The organism is Mucilaginibacter sp. P2_A5, from assembly GCF_056404995.1.
Window position 1 is genome coordinate 23,312 of record NZ_JBFUCY010000024.1, and the last position, 21,832, is coordinate 45,143.

At 44.9% G+C, this 21,832-nt stretch carries 22 protein-coding genes and 1 pseudogene; 8 read left to right on the top strand and 15 right to left on the bottom strand.

The window, feature by feature from the left end; genetic code table 11:
- Window positions 1-68 precede the first annotated feature (68 nt).
- Window positions 69-2,531, top strand: a complete 2,463-nt coding sequence (locus tag AC1DXF_RS20375; protein WP_477450544.1) for a PIG-L family deacetylase — start codon at window positions 69-71, stop codon at window positions 2,529-2,531.
- Window positions 2,532-2,649: 118 nt separating this feature from the next.
- On the opposite strand, the gene AC1DXF_RS20380 is transcribed toward AC1DXF_RS20375, so the two are convergent.
- From AC1DXF_RS20380 to AC1DXF_RS20395, 4 genes and pseudogenes are all read right to left on the bottom strand, one after another.
- Window positions 2,650-2,775 (bottom strand): hypothetical protein, encoded by a 126-nt coding sequence (locus AC1DXF_RS20380; RefSeq protein ID WP_477450600.1) that lies wholly within the window; start codon window positions 2,773-2,775, stop codon window positions 2,650-2,652.
- Window positions 2,726-2,830, bottom strand: a pseudogene (locus AC1DXF_RS20385) (hypothetical protein); the annotation flags it as partial. The gene AC1DXF_RS20380 and the pseudogene AC1DXF_RS20385, both read right to left, overlap by 50 nt.
- Window positions 2,811-3,365 carry a DUF922 domain-containing protein gene (locus AC1DXF_RS20390; RefSeq protein ID WP_477450545.1) on the bottom strand — a complete coding sequence of 185 codons (555 nt, stop codon included), beginning with the start codon at window positions 3,363-3,365 and terminating at the stop codon, window positions 2,811-2,813. The pseudogene AC1DXF_RS20385 and the gene AC1DXF_RS20390, both read right to left, overlap by 20 nt.
- Window positions 3,366-3,386: 21 nt before the next feature.
- Window positions 3,387-4,325 (bottom strand): SPFH domain-containing protein, encoded by a 939-nt coding sequence (locus AC1DXF_RS20395; RefSeq protein WP_477450546.1) that lies wholly within the window; start codon window positions 4,323-4,325, stop codon window positions 3,387-3,389.
- 91 nt (window positions 4,326-4,416) lie between these two features.
- Between AC1DXF_RS20395 and AC1DXF_RS20400 the strand changes: the two genes are divergently transcribed.
- Window positions 4,417-4,602 (top strand): hypothetical protein, encoded by a 186-nt coding sequence (locus AC1DXF_RS20400; RefSeq protein WP_090641022.1) that lies wholly within the window; start codon window positions 4,417-4,419, stop codon window positions 4,600-4,602.
- A 95-nt stretch (window positions 4,603-4,697) separates the two neighbouring features.
- On the opposite strand, the gene AC1DXF_RS20405 is transcribed toward AC1DXF_RS20400, so the two are convergent.
- From AC1DXF_RS20405 to AC1DXF_RS20425, 5 genes are all read right to left on the bottom strand, one after another.
- The gene (locus tag AC1DXF_RS20405; protein ID WP_477450547.1) at window positions 4,698-5,531 is read right to left on the bottom strand and encodes a maleylpyruvate isomerase N-terminal domain-containing protein; all 834 of its coding nucleotides are present in this window, start codon (window positions 5,529-5,531) and stop codon (window positions 4,698-4,700) included.
- A gap of 294 nt (window positions 5,532-5,825) precedes the next feature.
- On the bottom strand, window positions 5,826-6,332 hold the full coding sequence (locus AC1DXF_RS20410; protein ID WP_477450548.1) for a shikimate kinase: 507 nt from the start codon (window positions 6,330-6,332) through the stop codon (window positions 5,826-5,828).
- A 204-nt stretch (window positions 6,333-6,536) separates the two neighbouring features.
- Window positions 6,537-7,595, bottom strand: coding sequence for an ABC transporter permease (locus AC1DXF_RS20415; RefSeq protein WP_477450549.1), 1,059 nt, complete (start codon window positions 7,593-7,595; stop codon window positions 6,537-6,539).
- Window positions 7,596-7,597: 2 nt separating this feature from the next.
- Window positions 7,598-8,749, bottom strand: coding sequence for a BT_3928 family protein (locus AC1DXF_RS20420; RefSeq protein ID WP_477450550.1), 1,152 nt, complete (start codon window positions 8,747-8,749; stop codon window positions 7,598-7,600).
- A complete protein-coding gene (locus tag AC1DXF_RS20425) occupies window positions 8,746-9,228 on the bottom strand; it encodes a DUF1599 domain-containing protein (protein WP_477450551.1) in 483 nt (160 codons plus the stop codon). The genes AC1DXF_RS20420 and AC1DXF_RS20425 overlap by 4 nt, the downstream gene beginning before the upstream one ends.
- Before the next feature lie 164 nt (window positions 9,229-9,392).
- On the opposite strand from AC1DXF_RS20425, the gene folP reads away from it, so the two are divergent.
- Together folP and AC1DXF_RS20435 are read left to right on the top strand one after the other, a co-directional pair.
- Window positions 9,393-10,244, top strand: coding sequence for a dihydropteroate synthase (folP, locus tag AC1DXF_RS20430; protein ID WP_477450552.1), 852 nt, complete (start codon window positions 9,393-9,395; stop codon window positions 10,242-10,244).
- A 9-nt stretch (window positions 10,245-10,253) separates the two neighbouring features.
- Window positions 10,254-10,745 (top strand): N-acetyltransferase family protein, encoded by a 492-nt coding sequence (locus AC1DXF_RS20435; protein WP_477450553.1) that lies wholly within the window; start codon window positions 10,254-10,256, stop codon window positions 10,743-10,745.
- A gap of 129 nt (window positions 10,746-10,874) precedes the next feature.
- Here the strand turns inward: AC1DXF_RS20435 and AC1DXF_RS20440 are convergent, their stop codons facing one another.
- From AC1DXF_RS20440 to recJ, 5 genes are all read right to left on the bottom strand, one after another.
- Window positions 10,875-11,288: an ester cyclase gene (locus tag AC1DXF_RS20440; protein WP_477450554.1), complete on the bottom strand. Its 414-nt coding sequence runs from the start codon at window positions 11,286-11,288 to the stop codon at window positions 10,875-10,877.
- Window positions 11,289-11,402: 114 nt separating this feature from the next.
- Window positions 11,403-12,005: a Crp/Fnr family transcriptional regulator gene (locus tag AC1DXF_RS20445; protein WP_477450555.1), complete on the bottom strand. Its 603-nt coding sequence runs from the start codon at window positions 12,003-12,005 to the stop codon at window positions 11,403-11,405.
- 270 nt (window positions 12,006-12,275) lie between these two features.
- Complete coding sequence (locus AC1DXF_RS20450; protein ID WP_477450556.1) at window positions 12,276-13,799, bottom strand: GH3 auxin-responsive promoter family protein; 1,524 nt, start codon at window positions 13,797-13,799, stop codon at window positions 12,276-12,278.
- Between the two features lie 12 nt (window positions 13,800-13,811).
- Entirely contained in the window at window positions 13,812-14,552 is a 741-nt protein-coding gene (gene lptB, locus AC1DXF_RS20455; RefSeq protein WP_477450557.1) for an LPS export ABC transporter ATP-binding protein, read from the bottom strand.
- Window positions 14,553-14,980: 428 nt separating this feature from the next.
- Window positions 14,981-16,681: a single-stranded-DNA-specific exonuclease RecJ gene (gene recJ, locus AC1DXF_RS20460; RefSeq protein ID WP_477450558.1), complete on the bottom strand. Its 1,701-nt coding sequence runs from the start codon at window positions 16,679-16,681 to the stop codon at window positions 14,981-14,983.
- An 86-nt stretch (window positions 16,682-16,767) separates the two neighbouring features.
- Between recJ and AC1DXF_RS20465 the strand changes: the two genes are divergently transcribed.
- Complete coding sequence (locus AC1DXF_RS20465) at window positions 16,768-17,541, top strand: MBL fold metallo-hydrolase (protein ID WP_477450559.1); 774 nt, start codon at window positions 16,768-16,770, stop codon at window positions 17,539-17,541.
- Here the strand turns inward: AC1DXF_RS20465 and AC1DXF_RS20470 are convergent.
- Window positions 17,538-17,957 (bottom strand): response regulator, encoded by a 420-nt coding sequence (locus AC1DXF_RS20470; protein WP_090641044.1) that lies wholly within the window; start codon window positions 17,955-17,957, stop codon window positions 17,538-17,540. The genes AC1DXF_RS20465 and AC1DXF_RS20470 overlap by 4 nt on opposite strands.
- A 388-nt stretch (window positions 17,958-18,345) precedes the next feature.
- Between AC1DXF_RS20470 and AC1DXF_RS20475 the strand changes: the two genes are divergently transcribed.
- The 3 genes from AC1DXF_RS20475 to AC1DXF_RS20485 all read left to right on the top strand — a co-directional run bounded on the left by AC1DXF_RS20475 (window position 18,346) and on the right by AC1DXF_RS20485 (window position 21,747).
- Window positions 18,346-19,359: an LLM class flavin-dependent oxidoreductase gene (locus tag AC1DXF_RS20475; protein WP_477450560.1), complete on the top strand. Its 1,014-nt coding sequence runs from the start codon at window positions 18,346-18,348 to the stop codon at window positions 19,357-19,359.
- A gap of 170 nt (window positions 19,360-19,529) precedes the next feature.
- Window positions 19,530-20,264 carry an acyl-CoA desaturase gene (locus AC1DXF_RS20480; RefSeq protein WP_477450561.1) on the top strand — a complete coding sequence of 245 codons (735 nt, stop codon included), beginning with the start codon at window positions 19,530-19,532 and terminating at the stop codon, window positions 20,262-20,264.
- Between the two features lie 226 nt (window positions 20,265-20,490).
- Window positions 20,491-21,747, top strand: coding sequence for a pyridoxal phosphate-dependent aminotransferase (locus AC1DXF_RS20485; protein WP_477450562.1), 1,257 nt, complete (start codon window positions 20,491-20,493; stop codon window positions 21,745-21,747).
- The last annotated feature ends 85 nt before the right edge of the window (window positions 21,748-21,832 follow it).

Below are 21,832 nucleotides of genomic sequence, written 5' to 3' on the forward strand. Positions count from 1 at the left end.
AGTCGGCCTAATGTTATATTATTGATACAGAAAATTGTAAATAGGTATCTTTCAATATATTTGTTTTCATGAAGCGTACCACCTTTATTATAGCCTTATTATTCCTTTATACCTGTGTAACCGCCCAAACGTCGCCGCCTACGGATATCGGGACCATCCAGCAAAACCTTAAAAAGCTAAATACCCTGGGCAGCGTATTGTACGTAGCCGCCCACCCCGACGATGAAAATACCCGCCTGCTGGCCTACCTGGCGCAGGAAAAGCATTACCGTACGGGATATTTATCGGTTACCCGTGGTGATGGCGGACAAAATTTAATAGGTAACGAGCAAAGCGAGTTGCTGGGGCTTATCCGTACGCAGGAGTTGCTAGCTGCCCGCAGGGTGGATGGCGCTGAGCAGTTTTTTACCCGTGCCAACGACTTTGGCTTTTCCAAAGGGCCCGAAGAAACATTGAAAATTTGGGATAAGGAGAAAGTTTTGGGCGATGTGGTTTGGGTTATCCGCAAGTTTAGGCCGGATGTGATCATTTGCCGTTTCCCCACTACAGGCGAGGGTGGCCACGGGCATCATACTTCGTCGGCCATATTAGCCCAGGAGGCTTTTAGCGCGGCTGCCGACCCAGCCCGGTATCCTGAACAATTAAAATATGTAAAACCATGGCAGGCCAAACGCCTCATGTGGAACACCTTTAACTTTGGCAGCACCAATACTACTGCCGCCGATCAGTTTAAGATTGATGTTGGCGTGTACAACACTACCCTTGGCAAAGGCTATGGCGAAATAGCCGCCGAAAGCCGCAGCAACCATAAAACCCAGGGCTTTGGCTCGGCTAAGCAACGGGGCGAGTCGTTTGAATTTTTTAAAACTATTTTGGGCGATGCCCCGCAAACCGACCTGATGGATGGGGTAGAAACCGGCTGGAAGCGTGTTAAAGACGGCGCGGATATGGCAGAATCTATCAAGATCATCACCCGGAATTTTGACACCCACGCGCCTGAAAAATCGGTACCAGCAATGGTTGCATTATTAAGCAAGGTTGAAAAGGTATCGGACATTTATTGGCGAACCCAGAAAACAAAGGAGTTGAGCGACCTGATAGCCGCCTGCGCGGGTTTATGGTTTGAGGCCTATGCTACGGTGCCAACTTATGCCATTCACGATACCATTAAATTTAACGCCCTGGTTGTAAGCAGGTATAATGATAAAGTAAAGATCAATTCGATTGGGGATATGTATAACACCACCAGTTTAAATTCGAAAGTGATACCTGCCAACCAGCAGCAAACTTTTAATGGTTCAGCTGTTGCTTATAAAATGAGTGAGCCTTATTGGCTGGCAGCCCCGCATCCTATTGGTATTTATACTATTGCGGATACAGCAGCTGGCAATCCCGAAAATCCGGATATGTCGAAAGTTAATTTTCAATTCATCATCCAAGGCAAACCGGTAAGTTTTGAGCGCCGCCTGGTTTATAAATATGTAGACCCTGTAAGGGGCGAGGTTTACCAGCCACTGGAAATTACGCCGCCGGTTACCGCTAATATTGCCAGCCATGTGTTTATATCATATGGTCCAACGCCGCAAACTGTACAGGTAAACCTCAAAAGCTTTAAAAAGGTGGGCATAGGCAGTATCAGCTTAAGATTGCCCGCAGGCTGGAAATCGATCCCCGAAAAGGTTGATTTTACCAATAAGAACAAAGGGGATGAATGGACTGAGCGTTTTATTATAACCCCATCTGCCAATGCCCAAAACGGTGTTGCCGAGGCGGGCGTTACGGTTGATATGGATTCACGTATGTATAACTACGAGATCAAAGAGATCAAGTACGATCACGTGCCCAATATAGCCCTGTTCCCGCAGGCGCAGGCCAAACTGGTAAGCCTCGATCTGAAAACCGGTGGCAAAAAATTAGGTTACATTGCCGGCGCCGGCGATTTGATGCCCGAGGCCTTGCGCCAGGTAGGTTATGATGTACACATGCTATCAGAAAACGAGATCATGAATGGCGATTTATCAGCATATGATGCCATTATTACCGGGGTGCGTGCCTACAACGTAAACGAGCGCCTTGCTTTTGAGCAGCCTAAGCTAATGGAATACGTAAAAAATGGCGGCAACCTGGTAGTACAATACAACAATAACTCGGGCCTGGTTACCAAACAAATTGGCCCATATCCATTTACTGTAGTTAACAGGCGGGTTACAGATGAGGATGCGGTAGTAACAGTTTTAGATCAGCCAAACCCGGTACTCAACTACCCCAACAAAATTACACAGGATGATTTTAAAGGCTGGATACAGGAGCGCGGCCTATACTTTGTAAGCGATATCGACCCCAAATACAAAGCCATTTTGCAGATGAATGACAAAGGAGAATCGCCCCTAAACGGATCGCTCATAGTTGGCGATTATGGCAAGGGCAGGTTTGTTTATACTTCGCTGGCCTTTTTCAGGGAACTGCCCGCAGGTGTGCCGGGGGCTTACCGTTTGTTTGTGAATTTACTGAGTAAACCCGGTGGTGAGTAGTCAGTTGTGAGTAGTCAGTTGTGAGTAGTGAGTAGTGAGTAGTGAGTAGTGAGTAGTGAGTAGTGAGTAGTCAGTAGTAAGTTGGATTTGTTAAATAGTTAAAACAATCTTCGTCAAATCAACTTTTCACACTGACCACTGACCACTGACCACTGACCACTGACCACTGACCACTGACCACTGACCACTGACCACTGACCACTGACCACTGACCACTGACCACTGACCACTGACCACTGACCACTGACCACTGACCACTGACCACTGACCACTGACCACTCACTCTTCAGATGGTTCATACTCCAGTCGTTTTTGGAAGTATAAATCCCAGCTGTGTTGTTGCTGGCGGTTGGTCATGTGTTGGGTATCTTCGTCGTAATTGGAGTTGAGCTGCTTGTATTTGGCATCTATGCGGTTAAAAAGCGCCATTGCTTCATTGCGGTAATTGTTGCTGAAACGGGTTTTGCTTATTTGCCTTAATATTTCCTGTTGTTCCAGGTAGGCTATCAGGTAATGGCCTTGTTCGTGCTTCAGTATTTCGGCAAGCAACTCCTGCGATGTTACGCGGCTCCTGTCGAGCCATGATTTGTAGTTATTGAGCAGCAGGTTTACAGTTGCTGTAAGGATATAGGACCCGCTGCGGTTACTGGCCTCGTATTTAAAATCGATGGTACAGTTGGTGTATGCAACCACCCCACGGGCATTTGGCCGTGGGGTGCCCATAAAATCATTAGTAGTTAGCGGATGATAGCGCTGGTACTGTTGCGCGTTTGCGCCTATTGTCATTAAACATATGGCGATTGCGCCAATCAACTTCACTAATCGTACTTCCATTAAGTGCAGGGGTTAAAACTTTTACTTTTTGACGTCGTCGGTATGTAAAAGGTTTAAGGCCATCATTTCTTTTAATGTATGCTGCATGGCATCGGTTGATCCATCCAGGAAAATCACGTTCCCTTTTGAGTTTTCAGAGAAATGTTTGATTGATTCTGTCCACATGGTAAATAATATCACCGAGGTATCCATGTTGGCGCCGGCCATTTCTTTGGCGGCAACTGTCATACCACGGGCTACTTCCTCGCGGAATAAGGCTATACCCTGGCCGCGCAGCTGTGCAGCCTCGCGCTCGGCCTGGGCCGAAATCTTGATGGCATTACCCTCTGCTTCTGCAGCTTTTGTTTTGGTGATCAGCAGGGCCTGGCCTTCGTTTTCGGCGGCGGCCTTCAGGTTGTTTGATGCCACTACCTGGCTCATCGATTTCATGATTACATCATCAAAAGTGATGTCGTTCAGCTGTAAATCCTGCAGGTGGTAGCCCCAGCCTTCCAGTATCACATCCAATTGTTCCTTTACATGCTCCACAATATCGCGGCGCAATATCAATACCTCGCTCTGGCGCTTGGTGGCCACAAAGGCACGGATTGAACCTTCAACGGTGCGGATAAGCGCCTGCATCAGGTTACGCTCGTCAACAAATTTAAAAGCTACGTTTTTGATGGTTTCTTCCTGCTGGTCCAGAACCGAGTACAACAGCATCGCCTTAAAGTAAACGTTAGCCTGGTCAAAAGTTACCGCCTGGAATTCCAGTTCCACAGAGCGGTTCTGGATAGAGATTTTGGAATAAATGTTTTCGATAAACGGCAGCTTAAAATTAAGCCCAGGCGTAAGTATACGGCGATACTTGCCAAATATGGTAATTACCACTATAGTGCCCTGTTTTACAGACACAAAGGAGGAAAGTATGATTACCAAAAAGATAAATACAATAATTAATGTGATGATTGAACCTGTCATAAGGGCTTATTATTAATTAAATAAATATAGGTAAATTATTGGTGTGCTATTTGTTTTTATAAAAAAGCTTATTAAAACAGCACACACTATCATGAACTTAAAACGTACTTTCGGAGCCATACTTACCGTACTCGGTATCATAGGCTTAATTTATGCAGGCATTGGTGTTATAAACCATAGTAGCCAGGTTACCACACTAATTGTTGTAGCTATAATAGCTATTTTATTTTTCTTTACAGGTATCAGCCTGGTGCGCAATACTAAAGATGAGGCTTGAATATAGTCTTAAGCTCAAAGTCAGGAGTCTTTAGCCCCCCAAAAATAGCATTACTTCAAACTTTTGACTAAAGACTATAGACTTCGGACTTTGCGCTAAGCCATCACCGATACCATATTAAGCGCCTGCCCGGCAAGCGTAGCATTTCCGGTTATTTCAACCCGCGTTTTTACATCGTCCGGGCGGATGCTTTTAGAAAACAATTTCCATGCAATATCAGGTGGGATCTTTACCGTGGCAGCAAAGTTGTCGTTATCGGTTTCTTTTGATAAATGCCAGCCATCTTTTATTTTCTTAAGGTACCAGTTACCGCCAATTCCGGATGTGATAGTGATTTTTATAAGGGTATTTACCGGGGCACCCGTATTTTTAAAAGTATGGGGCAATCCTTTAAAAAAAGTATCGATAAAAGGATAAAAAAGCTCTCGCGTCATGATGCCATCCCGGCCGGTTGCTTCCCTTATCTGCTGCTGGTGATGCCATTTTTCGGTGTACTCGCGGGCAAGGTGCATCCAGTTAAGGCTTTCCTGTTCGCCCGCCCAGCCAACGGAAAATATGGCGGTGTCATTAGGGTTCAACGATTCATAATAGGCAGATGCCAACCGCCCGGTTGTTTTATGCAGCAGGAGCAATATATCGGGGCTTATTCTTTTGGTAGCGTTCACCCAATCGGCATTGAGTTTATTTAGCCAGTCAACCAGGTCATGATAGCTATTGTTGGCAGGCGCCAGGTCGCCAAAATATTTATCGCGCTGAATGGATAAGGCGCGGATGTTACCATCCAGCAGGTGCGATACCACATCCTTCACTTTCCAGGCTTTGGCCACGGTTTGCTTATCCCAATCTGCCGGGGTTAATGACTCCAGCAATTCCATCAGTTTTCCATCCAATGGTTTAAAAAGATGCCTTACTTCAACGCGGTTTTCCATGGTGATAAATTTATTGGTGTGATAAAATTCTAACCCTGTTGTCGGGAGTCGTAAAAAACGCCGATTCTGAAGGGTAAGTAATGTCCCTTAAAGTTTGTCATGCTGAGGTACGAAGCATCTGCGAACTTTTCTACTGACCATACATTTCGGCGAGGCATAGCGGACAGATCCTTCCTTCGTCAGGATGACAGTCTTTTATTTTCAGTGTCATTTACCCTTCAGAATTTGTGTATTTAATTATTCGAAATCACAAATATCTTTTATTAAGACCTCTTCAACGTTTCAACTTCCCATCTACACCACTTCACCCAAAGCGCCTTCCAGCTTCTCTACCGACATGTCAATTCCATCTACATGGTGGTGTGCTTTCAAATAAAACCCTTCGCGCTCGGCCAGTTTGCCGGTAATAAATTCAATCAGGTCGTCGCCTTTTTTGCCTTGCAGTACCGGGCGAACCGTTTTACTGTTTTCCAGCCTGTCGGCCAGTGTTTTGGGCGATAGTTTTACGTACAGGGTTTTGCCGTTGGCATTCATCCAGTCCATATTATCAAAAAAGCAGGGCAGGCCTCCTCCGGTTGATACCACCACGTTTTCGGGATATTCCGTTTGCTTCAGCAGATCTGATTCCATCCTGCGGAAGGCATCTTCACCAAAACTTGAAAAATATTCGGCTATGCTCATGCCCACATTGGCTTCCAGCGCGTGGTCAAGATCAATAAATTCGTAACCTAATTTAGCAGCCAGCTTACGCCCCCAGGTGGTTTTGCCACAACCCATAAACCCGACTAAAAAATACTTCATAATAATATCTTACTAATTGACGTCCATTTTTCAATGAATACCAGAACTTATAAATCCCCTCTTGAGAGGGGGCGCGTTTGGCCGAGCAGTGGCAGGGGTGTGTTAGCCGGCGTTCTTTTGAGTCGTACAACACACCCCTCCACCCCTCTCAAGAGGGGATTCGCACATAGGCCTACGCTATTAAGTCAATTAAGCCACACTACCTCAGCTTAATTTTACCCGCGGATCTATCCAAACGTAAATTATATCTACCAGGATACTGATCACTACAAATATAAAGGCAATAAAGAGTATTGAACCCATCACCACCGGAAAATCCGACATTTCCAGGGCATCAACCGTGGCCTTGCCCAGGCCGTTGTAGCCAAAAATGTATTCCACAAAAAATGAACCGGCCAGCAGCGATGCAAACCAGTTGGCAATGGCGGTTATTACCGGGTTAAGCGCGTTTTTTAGCGCGTGCTTATAAATGATGGTATTGTTGCTTAATCCCTTGGCTTTGGCTGTGCGGATATAATCCTGCCCCAAAACATCAAGCATGGCATTGCGGGTAAGCTGTACAATAATGGCCAGCGGACGCAAGCCGAGGGTGATCATCGGCAGCACCAGGTTTTTAAGCGTCATCACCTCGCCCCGGAAGGGATCGTAACTAAACAAACTGCCCGACATGTTGAGGCCGGTGTATTTACTCAATTCAAAACCAAATATCCAGGCGATGATGATACCCGCAAAAAAAGCCGGCGCGGAGATGCCCAGCGTAGAAAAGCCTATTGCCAGCTTATCAATCCAGGTATCTTTATGTACGGCGCTTAGTACACCTAAAAATACGCCGATAACAATGGCAAAGATCATGGCTGTAGTGGCCAATACCATAGTGTTAGGAATAACTTCCAACAGCAAACTTGCCACATCCTTATGGGTTTGGTAGGAGCGGCGCAGGTAAGGCCATTTTAGCCCAAGCACTTTAGCTTCGCTTACAGTAAATAGTTTTACGTAATGATAACGTTGCTGTTCTTCGGCGGTATTCAGGTGGATGCCTACGGGCGAAAGATCATTGATGTAGTAAAGAAATTGTACCGGCTTGGGCTTATCCAACCCAAATTCCTTGCGTACGGCCTGTAACGATTGCACGTCGGCGCGCTGCCCCTGCGTCATGCGGGCGGGGTCAACCGGTAAAATATTAAACAAAAAGAAAACTACCAGCACCACCCCCAGCATTACTGCCAGCCCGTAAAATAATTTGCGGATGAGGTAGCTGATCATCGTTATTGTTTTTGAAAATAGGTTTTCGCCAGGTCGTCATATTTAGGGACCGAATGGAAATGCCATTTATTAACTACGACACCATTCTTCAGCAGGATTACCCCCGGGTTGGAGCGGATCATGGTTTTAAGCGGTACGCCATCGGCATAAAATACCTCGCTGATCATCCGGTGCTTTTTTACGAACGCCTGCGCGCTTTGCGGCGAATTTGCGGTAAGCAGCATGGTGCGGATATTAAAGTTTTGGGTGGCGTTGATAGCAAGGGCATTTAGTTTGTTTATAGCATCGTCGTTGGTTTTATCCAGATCATAAGCTACAATGATGATGCTGTAAAAAGGGCTTGCCAACAGCTCTTTAGTAAAATCATTACGTTGGGCATCCTGGATAGACAGGTCGCGGATTGGCGGCTCGTAGCCTTTTGTTACCAGGCGGTTTTCCGGATCTCCATCGGTTTCCCAATTGGCATCTTTCCAGATGCCGGAGCTCAGGTATTCCTTGTCGGTCATTACCTTGGTTTCCTTGGTCTTCTTATTTTTTAATTTATAAGTAAGCACGAAAACATCTTTAGGCGCATTGGGCGGGGTATCCATTTCGGCCGAAATATTGGCGCCTATTTTATATGGTAAAAAGTCAATCACCGGCAAAAAGTTATAGGTATACAGGCCAAATCCCACCGATACAAGGGCAGCGCCGATAAGCCATTTGTCGCCGGCCTTTGCGCTAAACAAGGGTTTTATTTTAGCCCGGTTTACAAATATTACCGCGACTAAAACCAGTAAAACCATATCCTTGCTAAACGATTGCCAAGGGGTAAGTGGTATAGCATCGCCAAAGCAGCCGCAGGTTTGTACCACTTTAAAAAAGGCCGAGTAGAAAGTTAAAAAGCCGAAAAAGATAATGAGCAGCAATAAGCCCCAGGCTACTTTTACTGGCCGTACGCCAATAAGCAGGGCAAAACCCAGGATCATTTCCAGGGCGCAAAGCAAAATAGCTGTGGTTAACGACAGATCGTTCAGGAATGTGATATGGAACACCTCGAAATACTCCACCAGTTTATAAGAAAAGCCCAGCGGATCATTGGCTTTTATCAGCCCCGAAAATATAAACAGCAGGCCTACCGCTATCCTGCAAAACCAAATCAAAGCGTTCTTCATTTTACTCCAAGTTTTATAAGGGCAAATACCGAGTAGTTCAGCATGTCCTGGTAATTGGCTTTTACCCCTTCAGATGCTTCGGTAAGGCCTTGGTTATCTTCAATTTGTTTTACACGCAGCAGCTTCATGAGTATCAGGTCGGTTAATGAGCTGATGCGCATATCGCGCCAGGCCTCGCCGTAGTCGTGGTTTTTGGCAAACATGAGCTCTTTGGTTTCCAGCACCCTGTCGTCAAACATGCGTTCAACATGGTCAACTGCCAGTTCCTGCGGTGTTTCGGGCGAGCTGTCCAGCTGCATCATGGCTATAACGCAGTAGTTTACAATACCAATGTATTCGCCGGTAATATCGTCGCCCACTTTCGAAATCTTTTTTTCTTCGAGTGTGCGGATGCGTTGCGCTTTAATAAAAATTTGATCGGTGATAGATTGCAAACGAAGGATGCGCCAGGCGGTACCATAGTCGCGGGTCTTTTTCATGAAAAGGCCCTTACAATTGTTTATTACCGCGTCGTATTCTGCTGATGTGTTAGCCAATGGTCTGAATATTTTAAAGTTGGGGCGTTGTAATTACGGGGATATGCTACCGCTATAAAGTTATTAACTTTACCACATTAACCCCTGTCAATATTACAACAAACAAAGTGGCTAAAGATACATTTTTTCGTAAAAAGATAACCCTGAATGCAGGAGGGAAACTTATCAGCCTGGCTACGCCGAAGGTAATGGGCATTATCAACATTACGCCCGATTCTTTTTATGCCGGCAGCCGCAAGCCATCTGTTGATGAGGCCTTGCAACAGGCCGAAAAGATGCTGGCAGATGGCGCTGCGTTTTTAGATATCGGGGCTTATTCTTCCCGCCCGGGCGCCAAAGATATTACTGTTGAAGAAGAAACCGACAGGCTGTTGCCAGTTGTTGAGGTAATTGTAGCTACTTTCCCCGATGCTGTTTTATCGGTCGATACTTTCCGCGCGCGGGTTGCCGAAGCGGCAGTTAAAGCCGGTGCGCATATGATTAATGATATATCGGGCGGAACATTGGATGCTGGTATGTTTGCTACGGTGGCCCGGCTGCAGGTTCCCTATATTTTAATGCACATGAAAGGTACACCGCAAACTATGGTGCAAATGGCGCAGTACGATGATGTTTTTAACGAAGTATTGGATTATTTTGTAAGTAAGTATCAGCAACTAAAACAACTGGGCGTACATGATGTGATCATCGACCCCGGTTTCGGTTTTGCTAAAAACCAGCAACATAATTATGCACTGATGAAGCGGATGCAGGATTTTGATATTTTGGAGCTGCCGTTGCTGACAGGGATCTCCCGCAAAAAAATGGTGCACGGATTATTGGGGAGTACCGCTGCCGATGCACTTAACGGTACAACTGTTTTAAATACCATCGCTCTAAGTAAAGGCGCCAATATTTTGCGGGTACATGATGTGAAGGAAGCTGTGGAAGCTGTGAAGATTTGGGAGGCTTGCCAATAATCAATCGCGATGGAGATCCAGGTAGCTACAGTGGCAGATATTGAGGCGATAACCCATGTGGAGATTGCAAGTAAATTACAATCGTTTCCCGAATTGATGGAGCCGCACGATATCGACTTTGAAACAAGAGCTTACCGGTGGAAAACTTATTTTGCAAAACAGTCGCCCGCCAGCGCCAGGCCGCAAAGGATTATATTAAAGGCTATTGACCAGGACAGGATGATAGGCTATTTGGCGGTGCATCTTACAAGCCGCTATGATAAGGATGCCGAAATTCAATCGTTTTATGTATTGAGAGAACATCAACGCGGTTGGATTGGTACAGCACTTTTAAAGGAGGCCATAAGTTGGGCTATGAACCTTAATGCCAAAAGTTTGTGTGTGGGCATAGCCCCGGAAAACCCATATCAACAATTTTACCTGAAATATGGCGGCAGTTTTTTAAACCCGCACTGGATTGTTTGGGATGATATAAACCTGCTGAAATTAAAATTGGAATAAAGAGAATTTCCCGGCTGCCGCGAGGTTCCAACTCGTGGCCAAACACGGTTTCAGCTTTCAGCTGAATTGAAGCCAAAGGCTTCAACCCGTTTTACCCAGGAGTTACGCTATGCTAACCTCGTGGGAGATTCAAGATACAGCGCCAATTTGCTGAAGTAGGTCCAGGAGATCGGGCTGGCCGAATTCTTCAATTATTTGGCTGCCCGAAAAACGGTAGAAATTGATAGCACCTACTTCAATTAATTTGCCGGTGGCAGGTACACCAAAAAAAGTGCCCTGATGTGTTCCGCGCATTGTATAACGAGCCGCCACCTGGTCGTTTTCGGCTATCATGCCGTCCAGTGTCCATTGAATATCCGGGAAGCCCGAACGCATCATATTTACAATTTCTAAGTAGCCTGCGGGCCCACGCATGGGGGTAGGGCGTCCCGGTACGTAAAATACGGCATCAGCGGAAATTAGCTCTTCAGCCATTGCTTCATTGGCGGAATTGATGAACTCTACAAAACGATGCATAGCGGCTTTATTATTTTCGATTGCCATGTTTGAATATATTGTTATAATTGGACTATCTGTTAAAACAGGACAAAGGTGACCATTCGGGGCCTTTTTAACCAATAAACAACTTTAAGAAATACCCTTAAGATAGTTTAAGGGTCAGCTTTTATAAGCAAGGTTTTTGCGGATTGTGCTTAGAAATTCAGGAGTAATGCCCAGGTAAGAGGCGATTTGTGTATTGGGCAGGCGGTTAGAAAGGTTGGGATATTGCTTTAGGAAAAATTCGTATCGTTCTTCAGCCGTCGAGCTTATGTTTTGAAGTACCCTGTTTTGTAGCTCAATGTATTTTTTCTCTATGATGATTCGAAAGTTGCGGTCGAATTTGTGATAGCTGGTATATAAATGTAAAAGATCATCATGCTTAATCTGCAACACAATCGTTGGTTCGATGGCTTCTATGTACAACTGACTTGACTTTTCAGAATAGAAGCTACTCAAATCAATAATCCAATCATTCTCCACTGCAAACTCAATATTATGTTCTTTACCGTCTTTGTCTGCAGCATACATTTTCAGGCAGCCGGAAACAACGAATGTAAAGTGACTGCACACATCACCCTGCTGCAAAATGAATTGACGACGTTTAACCTTACGTTCGGTGAACCGCGATTTCAATTCATCACATTCCTTACTATTAAGTGGAAAGTAGTTGCTAAAATATTTTATCAAACTTGCTATTGATGCGTCGTTAGTGGCTAACATTCATGAAAGATAAGTACAATAGCATAAAATTTTATTAAAATGTAACATGTTTATGGGTCATAGCAGACAAAGCCACGCGGCACGGGCACCAGGGGTAAAACTTCTATCTGCCACGAGGTTTCCAACTCGTGGCTAAACATGGTTTCAGCTTTCAGCTGAACTGAAGCCAAAGGCTTCAACCAGTTTTACCCACGAGTTACGCTGCGCTAACCTCGCGGGAGATTCAGTCTTTATTTTTTTGTCTTAACTCTTGATTCTAACTTCTTGACTCTATTCAACCACCAGCTCCATCACCTTCAAAATAGCATCCACATACTCCCGGTTGTTGGCCAGGCGGGGCACTTTGTGCTGACCGCCTAATTTGCCTTTTTCTTTCATCCAGTTAAAAAAAGTACCATCGGGAGCGCGGCGCACTATGGGGCGGCGCAGGGCCATGTCTTTAAAACGTTTGGCATCGTAATCAGAATTGATGCGGCGCAGGGTTTCGTCAAGAATATCCACAAAACGTTCAAACTCGCTGGGTTTCTTTTCAAATTCAATTATCCATTCATGGGTGCCACAATCTTTACCGTTAAAATAAACAGGTGCGGCGGTATACTCGCGAATGACGGCGCCGGTTTGTTGGCAGGCTTCTTCTAATGCTTGCTCGGCATTGTCAATAATCACTTCTTCGCCAAAGGCATTGATAAAATGTTTGGTACGGCCGGTTACCCGGATACGGAAAGGGCTTAACGATGTAAACTTAATGGTATCGCCTATCATATACCGCCAAAGCCCGGCATTGGTGCTAATGATGAGCGCGTAGTTTTTATCCAGTTCCACCTCATCCAGCGTAAGCGTTTCAGGGTTTTCGTCGTGTAGGTTTTCCAGCGGTAAAAACTCGTAAAAAATGCCATAATCCAGCATCAGCAGCATATCGCCCGGTTCCCTGGTATCCTGTATGCCGAAGAAACCTTCGGATGCATTGTAATTTTCCAGGTAGTACATATCGTCGCTGGGAATTAGCGCTTTAAACTGGTCGCGATAGGGGCCAAAGTTAACCGCGCCGTGAAAATACATTTCCAGGTTGGGCCAAACTTCCAGCATGTTTTTTTTGCCGGTTATTTCTAATATGCGTTTAAACAACACCAGGTTCCAGGTAGGTACGCCGCCAATACTGGTTACGTTTACATCCTTGGTGGCCTGGGCTATTTTCTCTAATTTTTCTTCAAAGTTATCCAGCAGGGCAATTTCCAGTTGCGGTGTGCGGTGAAGCTCGGCCCAAAGAGGCAGGTTTTTCATAATCACTGCCGACAGATCGCCAAAAGAAGCATCCGGGTTTATGGTACTTACCTGGTGGCTGCCGCCAAGCGTAAGCACCTTACCTGTAAACATGCGGGCATTGGGCTGGTTATTAAAATAAATGGTAAGCACATCCTTGCCGCCCTTAAAGTGGCATTCTTCCAGCGCTTCCTCGCTTACCGGGATAAACTTGCTCCTGTCATTAGTAGTGCCCGATGATTTGGCAAACCAGCGGATTTCTGACGGCCATAACACATTTTTTTCGCCTTTGAGCATGCGCTCTATATAAGGCTTCAGCGTATCGTAATTTTGGATGGGAACCCGCTCCTTAAACTGGGTAAGGTTTTCGATGCTTTTATACTGATACTTGCGGCCCCACTCGGTGCTCTCGGCCATGGATATCAGCTGCTCAAACCATTCCTCCTGTACTTCGTTGGGGTATTTCATAAAAAGCTCAATCTGGTGGATGCGCTTTTTCATGAACCATGTAAATACGGAGTTAAAAATTGTCATACAGCGGGCTTATTATTGGGGGAATACTTTTCTCTTCAATACAAAGTTAGCACCTAAATATACTTTTCGCACCATCTCATTTTCGGCCAATACCTCGGGCACGCCCGATTCTAATATTTTACCTTCAAAAAGCAGGTAAGCGCGGTCGGTAATAGAGAGGGTTTCCTGTACGTTGTGGTCGGTTATCAGGATGCCGATGTTGCGGTGCCTTAGCTTGGCCACCATCGCCTGGATCTCTTCAACCGCTATAGGGTCAACCCCGGCAAAGGGCTCATCCAGCAAAATAAAATTGGGCTCGGCAGCAAGGGCACGGGCAATTTCGGTACGGCGGCGCTCGCCGCCGGAGAGCAGGTCGCCCCGGTTTTTGCGAACTTTATGCAGGCTAAACTCATCAATCAATTCTTCCAGCTTGTCTTTTTGCCTGTCTTTTGACATGCCGCCCATTTCAAGCACGGCCTTGATATTATCCTCAACCGATAGCTTGCGAAACACCGATGCTTCCTGTGCAAGGTAGCCAATACCTTTTTGCGCGCGACGGTACATAGGGTCCTGGGTAATATCTTTATCATCCAGAAAAATAGTGCCTTCGTTGGGCTTTATCAACCCAACTATCATGTAAAACGAAGTGGTTTTACCTGCTCCATTCGGCCCCAGCAAACCCACAATTTCGCCCTGCGCCACATCAAACGATACATCGTTAACAACGGTGCGCTGCTTGTACTTTTTTACTAAATTTTCTGCTCGTAGTATCATTTTGTAAATTCAAAAGTCAAAATTCAAAAGTAAAAACCTGTCGCTTTGCCTTTGCTTTCAACTTATATCTATATTTCTCCAGCCAAATTTTTGACTTTTGACTTTTTAATTTTGACTTTCCTTATGTCATGCCGAACTTGTTTCGGCACCCCACATGCTAAGTGTACTTCATGCGGGTCACCTGCCCTGTGGGATCCCGAAACAAGTTCGGGATGACTTCTGTTTTTAAACTTGTCATCCTGAGGAACGAAGGATTTATCAGTTGTGCATGACCGATAGAAAAGTTCGCGAATAGATCCTTCGTTCCTCAGGATGACAGTCTTTTATTTTGAATGTCATTTCCCCCCTTTAAAATTTCGCAAGATTAAAATTCCAGCCCCAAGCCAATCCCCAGCCAAAATTTTGACTTTTGACTTTTTAATTTTGACTTAAAATCTGATCCCCTTTATATTCAACTGTATCGTTCTTCTCTCGCGCCAAATGTTTTCTTCAATGCTGTAACAAATATCAAACGGTACGCCTGGTTTTAGCTGCGGCAGGTATTCGCCGTGGTTAAAGGCGATACAATCAAACGCCGGCGAGCCTTCCTGTGTTACGGCCATTTTTATGTGGGCCTGGCCTACCAGGCCTGCATTACCGCTAACATACACATTTTTACTTATGAAAACCGGCGCCATATTTTCGGGCCCGAAAGGCGCAAACTGGTTCAGTATCCTAAAAAACTTCGGTTCTATCTGGCTTAAACGTAATTCGGCATCAATTTGTATCTGCTGAATCAATTGTTCCGGCAATATGGTAGCGCTCACCACTTCTTCAAACCTGGTTTTAAAAGCTTCTATGTTTTCGGGGTACATGGTTAGCCCGGCCGCATACTTGTGGCCGCCAAACTGGATGAGCAGATCCTTGCACTCGCAAAGCGCCTCGTAAAGATCAAACCCCAAAACGGAACGTGCCGAGCCCGCCACATGCCCGTTTGACTGGGTAAGCACAATGGTAGGGCGGTAATATTTTTCGGTAAGGCGCGACGCCACAATGCCGATAACCCCTTTGTGCCAATCCTTGTTAAATACCACGGTTGATTTTCGGCCTATCAGCACAGCATCGCCATCTATCATGTCAAGCGCCTGGTCGGTAATTGTTAGGTCGTGCCCTTTGCGCTCGGTATTGCGGGTGTTTATCATGAGGCCTTTTGCCCTGGCCACGTTTTCATCACAGGCTATCAGTAATTCAACGGCGTGTTTGGCATCGTCAATACGCCCCGCGGCGTTTATCCGTGGGCCTATCAGGAATACTACGTCGGATATAGTTAAGTTTCCGGGTGTTTTGCCGGCAACTTCAATGAGCGTTTTTACACCGATGCACGGGTCGGTATTTATTTTTTGCAGGCCAAAGTGTGCCAGCACCCGGTTCTCGCCGGTAATATGTACAATATCGCAGGAGATGCTGATGCAGGCCAGGTCAAGATATTGGGCTACCGCTTCAAACTGGATCCCGTTTTTTTCGGCATAAGCCTGTATCAGCTTAAAGCCAATACCACAGCCCGATAATTCTTTATAAGGGTATTCGCAATCGGCACGTTTGGGATCAAGCACCGCTACGGCTGCGGGTAAATGTGCTCCCGGCAGGTGGTGATCGCAAATAATAAAATCTATCCCCAGGGTATTGGCGTAATCAATTTTATCTACCGATTTAATGCCACAATCAAGCGCAATAATAAGACTAAAGCCATTTTGTGCGGCATAATCAATCCCCTGGGTTGATATGCCATAACCCTCTTTATACCTATCCGGAATATAATATTCCATGTTTTTATACTGCTTGCTAAAAAAGCTGTAAACAGTGGCAACCGCGGTAGTACCATCCACATCGTAATCGCCATAAACCAGGATCTTTTCGCCGGCGGCAATGGCGGTTTCAATACGTATAACGGCTTCCTCCATATCCTTCATCAAAAAAGGATCGTGCAGGTGGCGCTGATCGGGCCTGAAAAAGTACCGGGCACCCTCGTAATCACTTATGCCCCTGTGTACCAGCAGGCTGCTTAAAACGGTATCAATATTCAGTTCGGCAGATAATTTGAGTACCAAATCCTCATCGGCATTATCCCTTATCGCCCAACGTTTATTCATATCTTTGTAGCTTTTATAACAGTAAATATAATTTTTTTGGTATTTAAACGGCCAAAGTTACATTCAAAATCTGATACATCGCAGCTATGGAAATTTTCGCGTTAGGAGAAGGCTCATATTCAGTTGATTCGACTAAAAAATTTATCCCTTTTAATCCAGAAACCGACAATTTCAGGGACCGGCCGGGTTCATTGTTTATCCATGTAAACCCTTTCCTGATAAAAACCACTCATGACCTTATTGTGCTGGATACCGGCCTTGGTTTTAAAGATACCCGCGATGAATTGCTGCTGCACCAGAATATCCGTAACGCGGGGTTCGATCCGGATGATGTAACACTGGTGCTCATGTCGCACCTGCATTATGACCATTCGGGTGGTTTGGTGGTTGAGCGCAACGGCAAGCTGGAGCCCAGTTTTCCGCAAGCCAAACACGTGATACAAAAAGGGGAATGGGAATTTGGTATTACCGGCAAATCATCATCATACCATAAAGAGATATTTGAAGCCCTGCAAGGCGTTGATATTGCGTTTGTTGAAGGCAGCGGCGAAATTATTCCAGGTATCCGTTATGAATTATCGGGCGGGCATTGTCCTTATCACCAGGTATTCTGGATTGATATAGAAGGTACAAAAGTGTTGTTTGGCGGCGACGAACTACCCGAACCGGAGCAACTGATACGAAAATTTATAGCTAAATATGATATGGATGGGCGCAAAGCGATGGAATTGCGCCAGGAATATGGAAAGTTAGCATCCGAAGAAGGATGGACCTGCCTGTTTTATCATGCCAAAACATTTGCCATTGGCAATGTAAGCACTGATGATGGCGGCGAGCACTTTAAGGTAACGCCGGCTTAGTCTTGTGGTTGAACTTCAAAAAGCTCTTTAATTTTTTCGACGTTTAATGGTTTGCTGATAAAATCTTTTACCAGCGGGTATGAGCGCGCTTTGTTAATATCGTTGCTGAATACTGATGACGAAATAATAAAAATTTTGCTTTTGCCCAGCGGATCGAGGTTTAAACGTTTGTACTCGTCCAAAAACTCCCAACCATTCATAATGGGCATGTTAATATCCAGCAAAATATAATCGGGCAGTTTAGCCGGGTCCTTTTGTTGAATTTCGGATAATTGCTCGATAGCAAATTTACCGTTCAAACAGGCCATGATCTCTGTGTTTAATAAAGCTTTCTTTATCAATTTAATGGAGATGAAGTTATTTATCTCATCATCATCAACCAATAATACACTAACGGATTTTGTGTTAATTGTCATAATACGCTTAAAATCGATATGCTTTATACGGAACCTTAAATTAAAAGGTTATACCCCCAAAAACGGTATTTTACTAAAATATTTTATGCCCTGATAAATTAAACCGTGATAATGACGGTTTAACTGGTGAAGATAGTTTTTATCCGGGATAAACGCATTAACCCAGCGCCTGGAGCAATATTTAGCCTATTGCCGGATAGCGACGTACCAAAGCATGAAATACCAAAAGCTATGGTATGGAATGTTCCAACCGGCCCGGACTTTAAGCAATGCATGTAATAAATTTGTTACAATACATATAGCATTTAACAAAAGTAATCCCAAAGCCATAAAACCTAAACCATTATTCCGGCGGCAACGCTATGTTTATTTTTGTGCTGATATAACTATGGATACAAAAAAAATTCGCCTGAGTGTGCTCGATCAGTCGCCTATCAGGAAAGGTGCAACTGCCGAGCTTGCCGTACAGGAAACTATAGCGTTGGCCAAACTTACCGATCAGTTAGGCTACACCCGTTATTGGGTAGCCGAACACCATAACACCGGTATTTTGGCAGGTTCGACCCCGGAAATATTGATAGCCCACCTGGCCGGTCAAACGCAAAATATGCGCATTGGCTCGGGCGGCATCATGATGCCCAACCACAGTACATTAAAAGTTGCCGAAAACTTCCGGATGCTGGAAGCATTATTTCCCGGCCGTATAGATCTGGGCATGGGCCGCGCGCCGGGTACAGACAGGATTACGGCATCGGTGCTAAACCCATCAAACCAATTTAAAGAGCAGGATTTTGTGGAGCAGCTTACCGATTTAAACAACTATTTTCATGATACTTACGAGCCCGGTACCATAATGGCCAAAATACGGGCTATTCCACAGGTTAAAACGGTTCCGGCGCAGTGGCTGCTCAGCTCGAGTGGGCAAAGCGGCTTATTTGCGGCGCATTTTGGTATGGGTTTTTCGTTTGCCCATTTTATAAATCCAAACGGCGGCCCGCAAAACGTGAAGCTGTACCGTGAGCGTTTTCAGCCTTCGGACGACCTTGCCCGGCCCGAAGTTAATGTGGCCGTTTTTGTTTTTTGCAGCGAGGATGAAGAAAAGATAAAACAGCACCAGGCGGTAATGGACCATCGCTTTTTGCAGTTTGAAAAAGGCGGACCGATAATCCCTTTAAGTTATGATGATGTAAAGAACGAAGTTTACACCGCGCATGACCAGGAACGCATCCGCCACAACCGTTACCGGGTAATTACCGGCACCCCATCCCAAATTAAACTAAAGCTAACCTGGCTGGCCAACGATTACGATGTTGATGAAATTATGGCCGTTACCATCTGCGAAGATTTTGACGACAGGCTGCAATCGTACCGGTTACTGGCCCAACAATTTGAATTACAGTAATTAAACAAAATAAATATTTTACCCCAAAAGGCTGTTTATGTATATATGGAGGGCCTTTTTTGGAAATAAAATAGGTTCAAAAAAAAATTGGTTAAAACTTTTTATGCGTTTTAATCGTATCTTTGGAAAGATTATAAATAACAGTTCATTATTCTAACTATTCTAATTCAGTGATAATAATAATATTCTTCATCGGGCACTGGTTCCTGTCGCTCTTTTTCCAAACGTTCTTTTTACACAGGTATGCATCTCATAAAATGTTCACTACCAATAAATTTTTTGAGGGAACATTTTATCTGCTGACATTTATTTGTCAGGGTTCATCGTTTTTAAACCCGCGTGCCTATGCAATTATGCACCGTGAGCACCACGCGTATAGCGATACGGAAAAGGACCCGCATTCGCCACATTTTTTCAGGGATGTTTTCCAGATGATGGTGTATACCGCCAAAAGTTACCGCATGCACGAAAAAAGGCTGAAAGATCCTGAAGAACGCTTTAAGGGAAATATTCCCGAATGGCGTACGGTTGATTACATTGGCTCGTCTATGGTATCGCGTATAGCATTTGGTGTTTTATATATTGCTTTTTACGTTGTGTTTGCTACTTCGCCGTGGTTTTACCTGTTAATCCCCGTACACTTTTTAATGGGCCCTATCCATGGTGCTATTGTTAACTGGTGCGGTCATAAATATGGTTATGCCAATTTTGATAACGGCGACAAATCAAAAAACACCACCCCGTTTGATTTTTTAATGCTTGGCGAATTATTCCAGAATAATCACCACAAACGCCCCAACCGTGCCAACTTCGGCGCCAAATGGTTCGAGATTGACCCTGTTTACCCCGTAATGAAATTAATGCACTGGATGCATATTATCAGGCTGAGGAAAGCATATTTATAGAAGGTAAAAGGATAAAGGCGAAAGGTAAAAGGTTTTTTGCCCATATATAAAAGCGAAAAGTGATCTGGTTGGATTGGCTTTTCGCTTTTTTGTTTTAAGCCAATTTTAGCCTGATCCCCTAATAACCACCTTTTGCCTTCTGACTTTCACTTTTTTCACCTTTCGCCTTTAACCTTTAGCCTTTCACCTTTTTCCCCCTATATTTGCCGCTCATAAAATTCACAACATGAGTGTTTCTAAATTAGCTCAAAATTTACGTGGCTCGGAGATCATTAAGATTGCGGGCGAGATAAATGAATTAAAACGCCAGGGGCAAAATATTGCCAACCTAACTATCGGCGATTTCGACTCCAATATTTATCCAATTCCTGCCGACCTTAAGGATGGCATTGTTGATGCTTATAACCACAACCAAACCAATTATCCGCCGGCTGACGGCATGCTTAACCTGCGCGAAAGTGTATCGGTGTTTTTAAGCAACCGGATGGGTTTAAACTATAAAGCTAACGAGATCCTGATTTCGGGCGGGTCGCGCCCGTTGATCTATTCAACCTTTTTGGCCCTGGTTGATCCGGGCGATAAAGTAGTTTTCCCGGCACCCTCATGGAACAATAACCACTACAGCGACCTTACCAGTGCCGAAGCCATTATTGTTGAAACCAAGCCCGAAAATAATTTTATGCCTACGGCAGATGAAATTGCACCGCATTTAAAAGGCGCAACTTTATTGGCGCTTTGCTCGCCACTGAACCCAACAGGCACCATGTTTAACAAAAAAGACCTGGAAGAAATTTGCGACCTGGTAATTGCCGAAAACAAAAGCCGTGCAGCCGGCGAAAAACCCTTGTACCTGTTGTACGATCAAATTTACTCTCAATTAACCTTCGGCGATTTTAAACATTACGATCCGGTTACTTTACGCCCCGAATTAAGGCCATATACCGTATTTGTTGATGGCGCATCCAAATGTTTTGCCTCAACAGGCGTACGCGTAGGCTGGGGTTTTGGCCCGGCAAATATTATTGATAATATGAAAGCCATTGTTGGCCACATGGGGGCATGGTCGCCAAAGGCCGAGCAGGTTGCCATGGCTCATTTTATTGCCGATACCGCCGCTGTTGATGCTTACCTGGATGATTTGAAGGGGAAAATCCGTGCCAGCTTAACAACCCTGCATGAAGGTTTCCAGGCTATGAAAGCCGAAGGGTTCAGCGTAGATTCGATAACCCCAATGGGCGCCATATACCTTACCCTTAAAATTGATTATACTGGCAAAACCACACCCGATGGTAAGGTATTAAAGGACTCGGCCGATATTAACTTTTACCTCATCAAAGAAGCTAAAGTGGCCCTGGTGCCATTCTCGGCCTTCGGAACAGATGATTCGGTTAACTGGTTCCGTGCATCTGTAGGTGCAAGTACTTTACAGGACATTGAGCAATTGATCCCAAGGGTGAAAGCAGCCTTGAGTAAGTTGAGGTAATTTTCGTCTGAACCGGAATTTATTGAATTAACAGAATTCTAAAAATTCTTTAATTCGATGAATTCCGGTTCAGATAATTTCATTT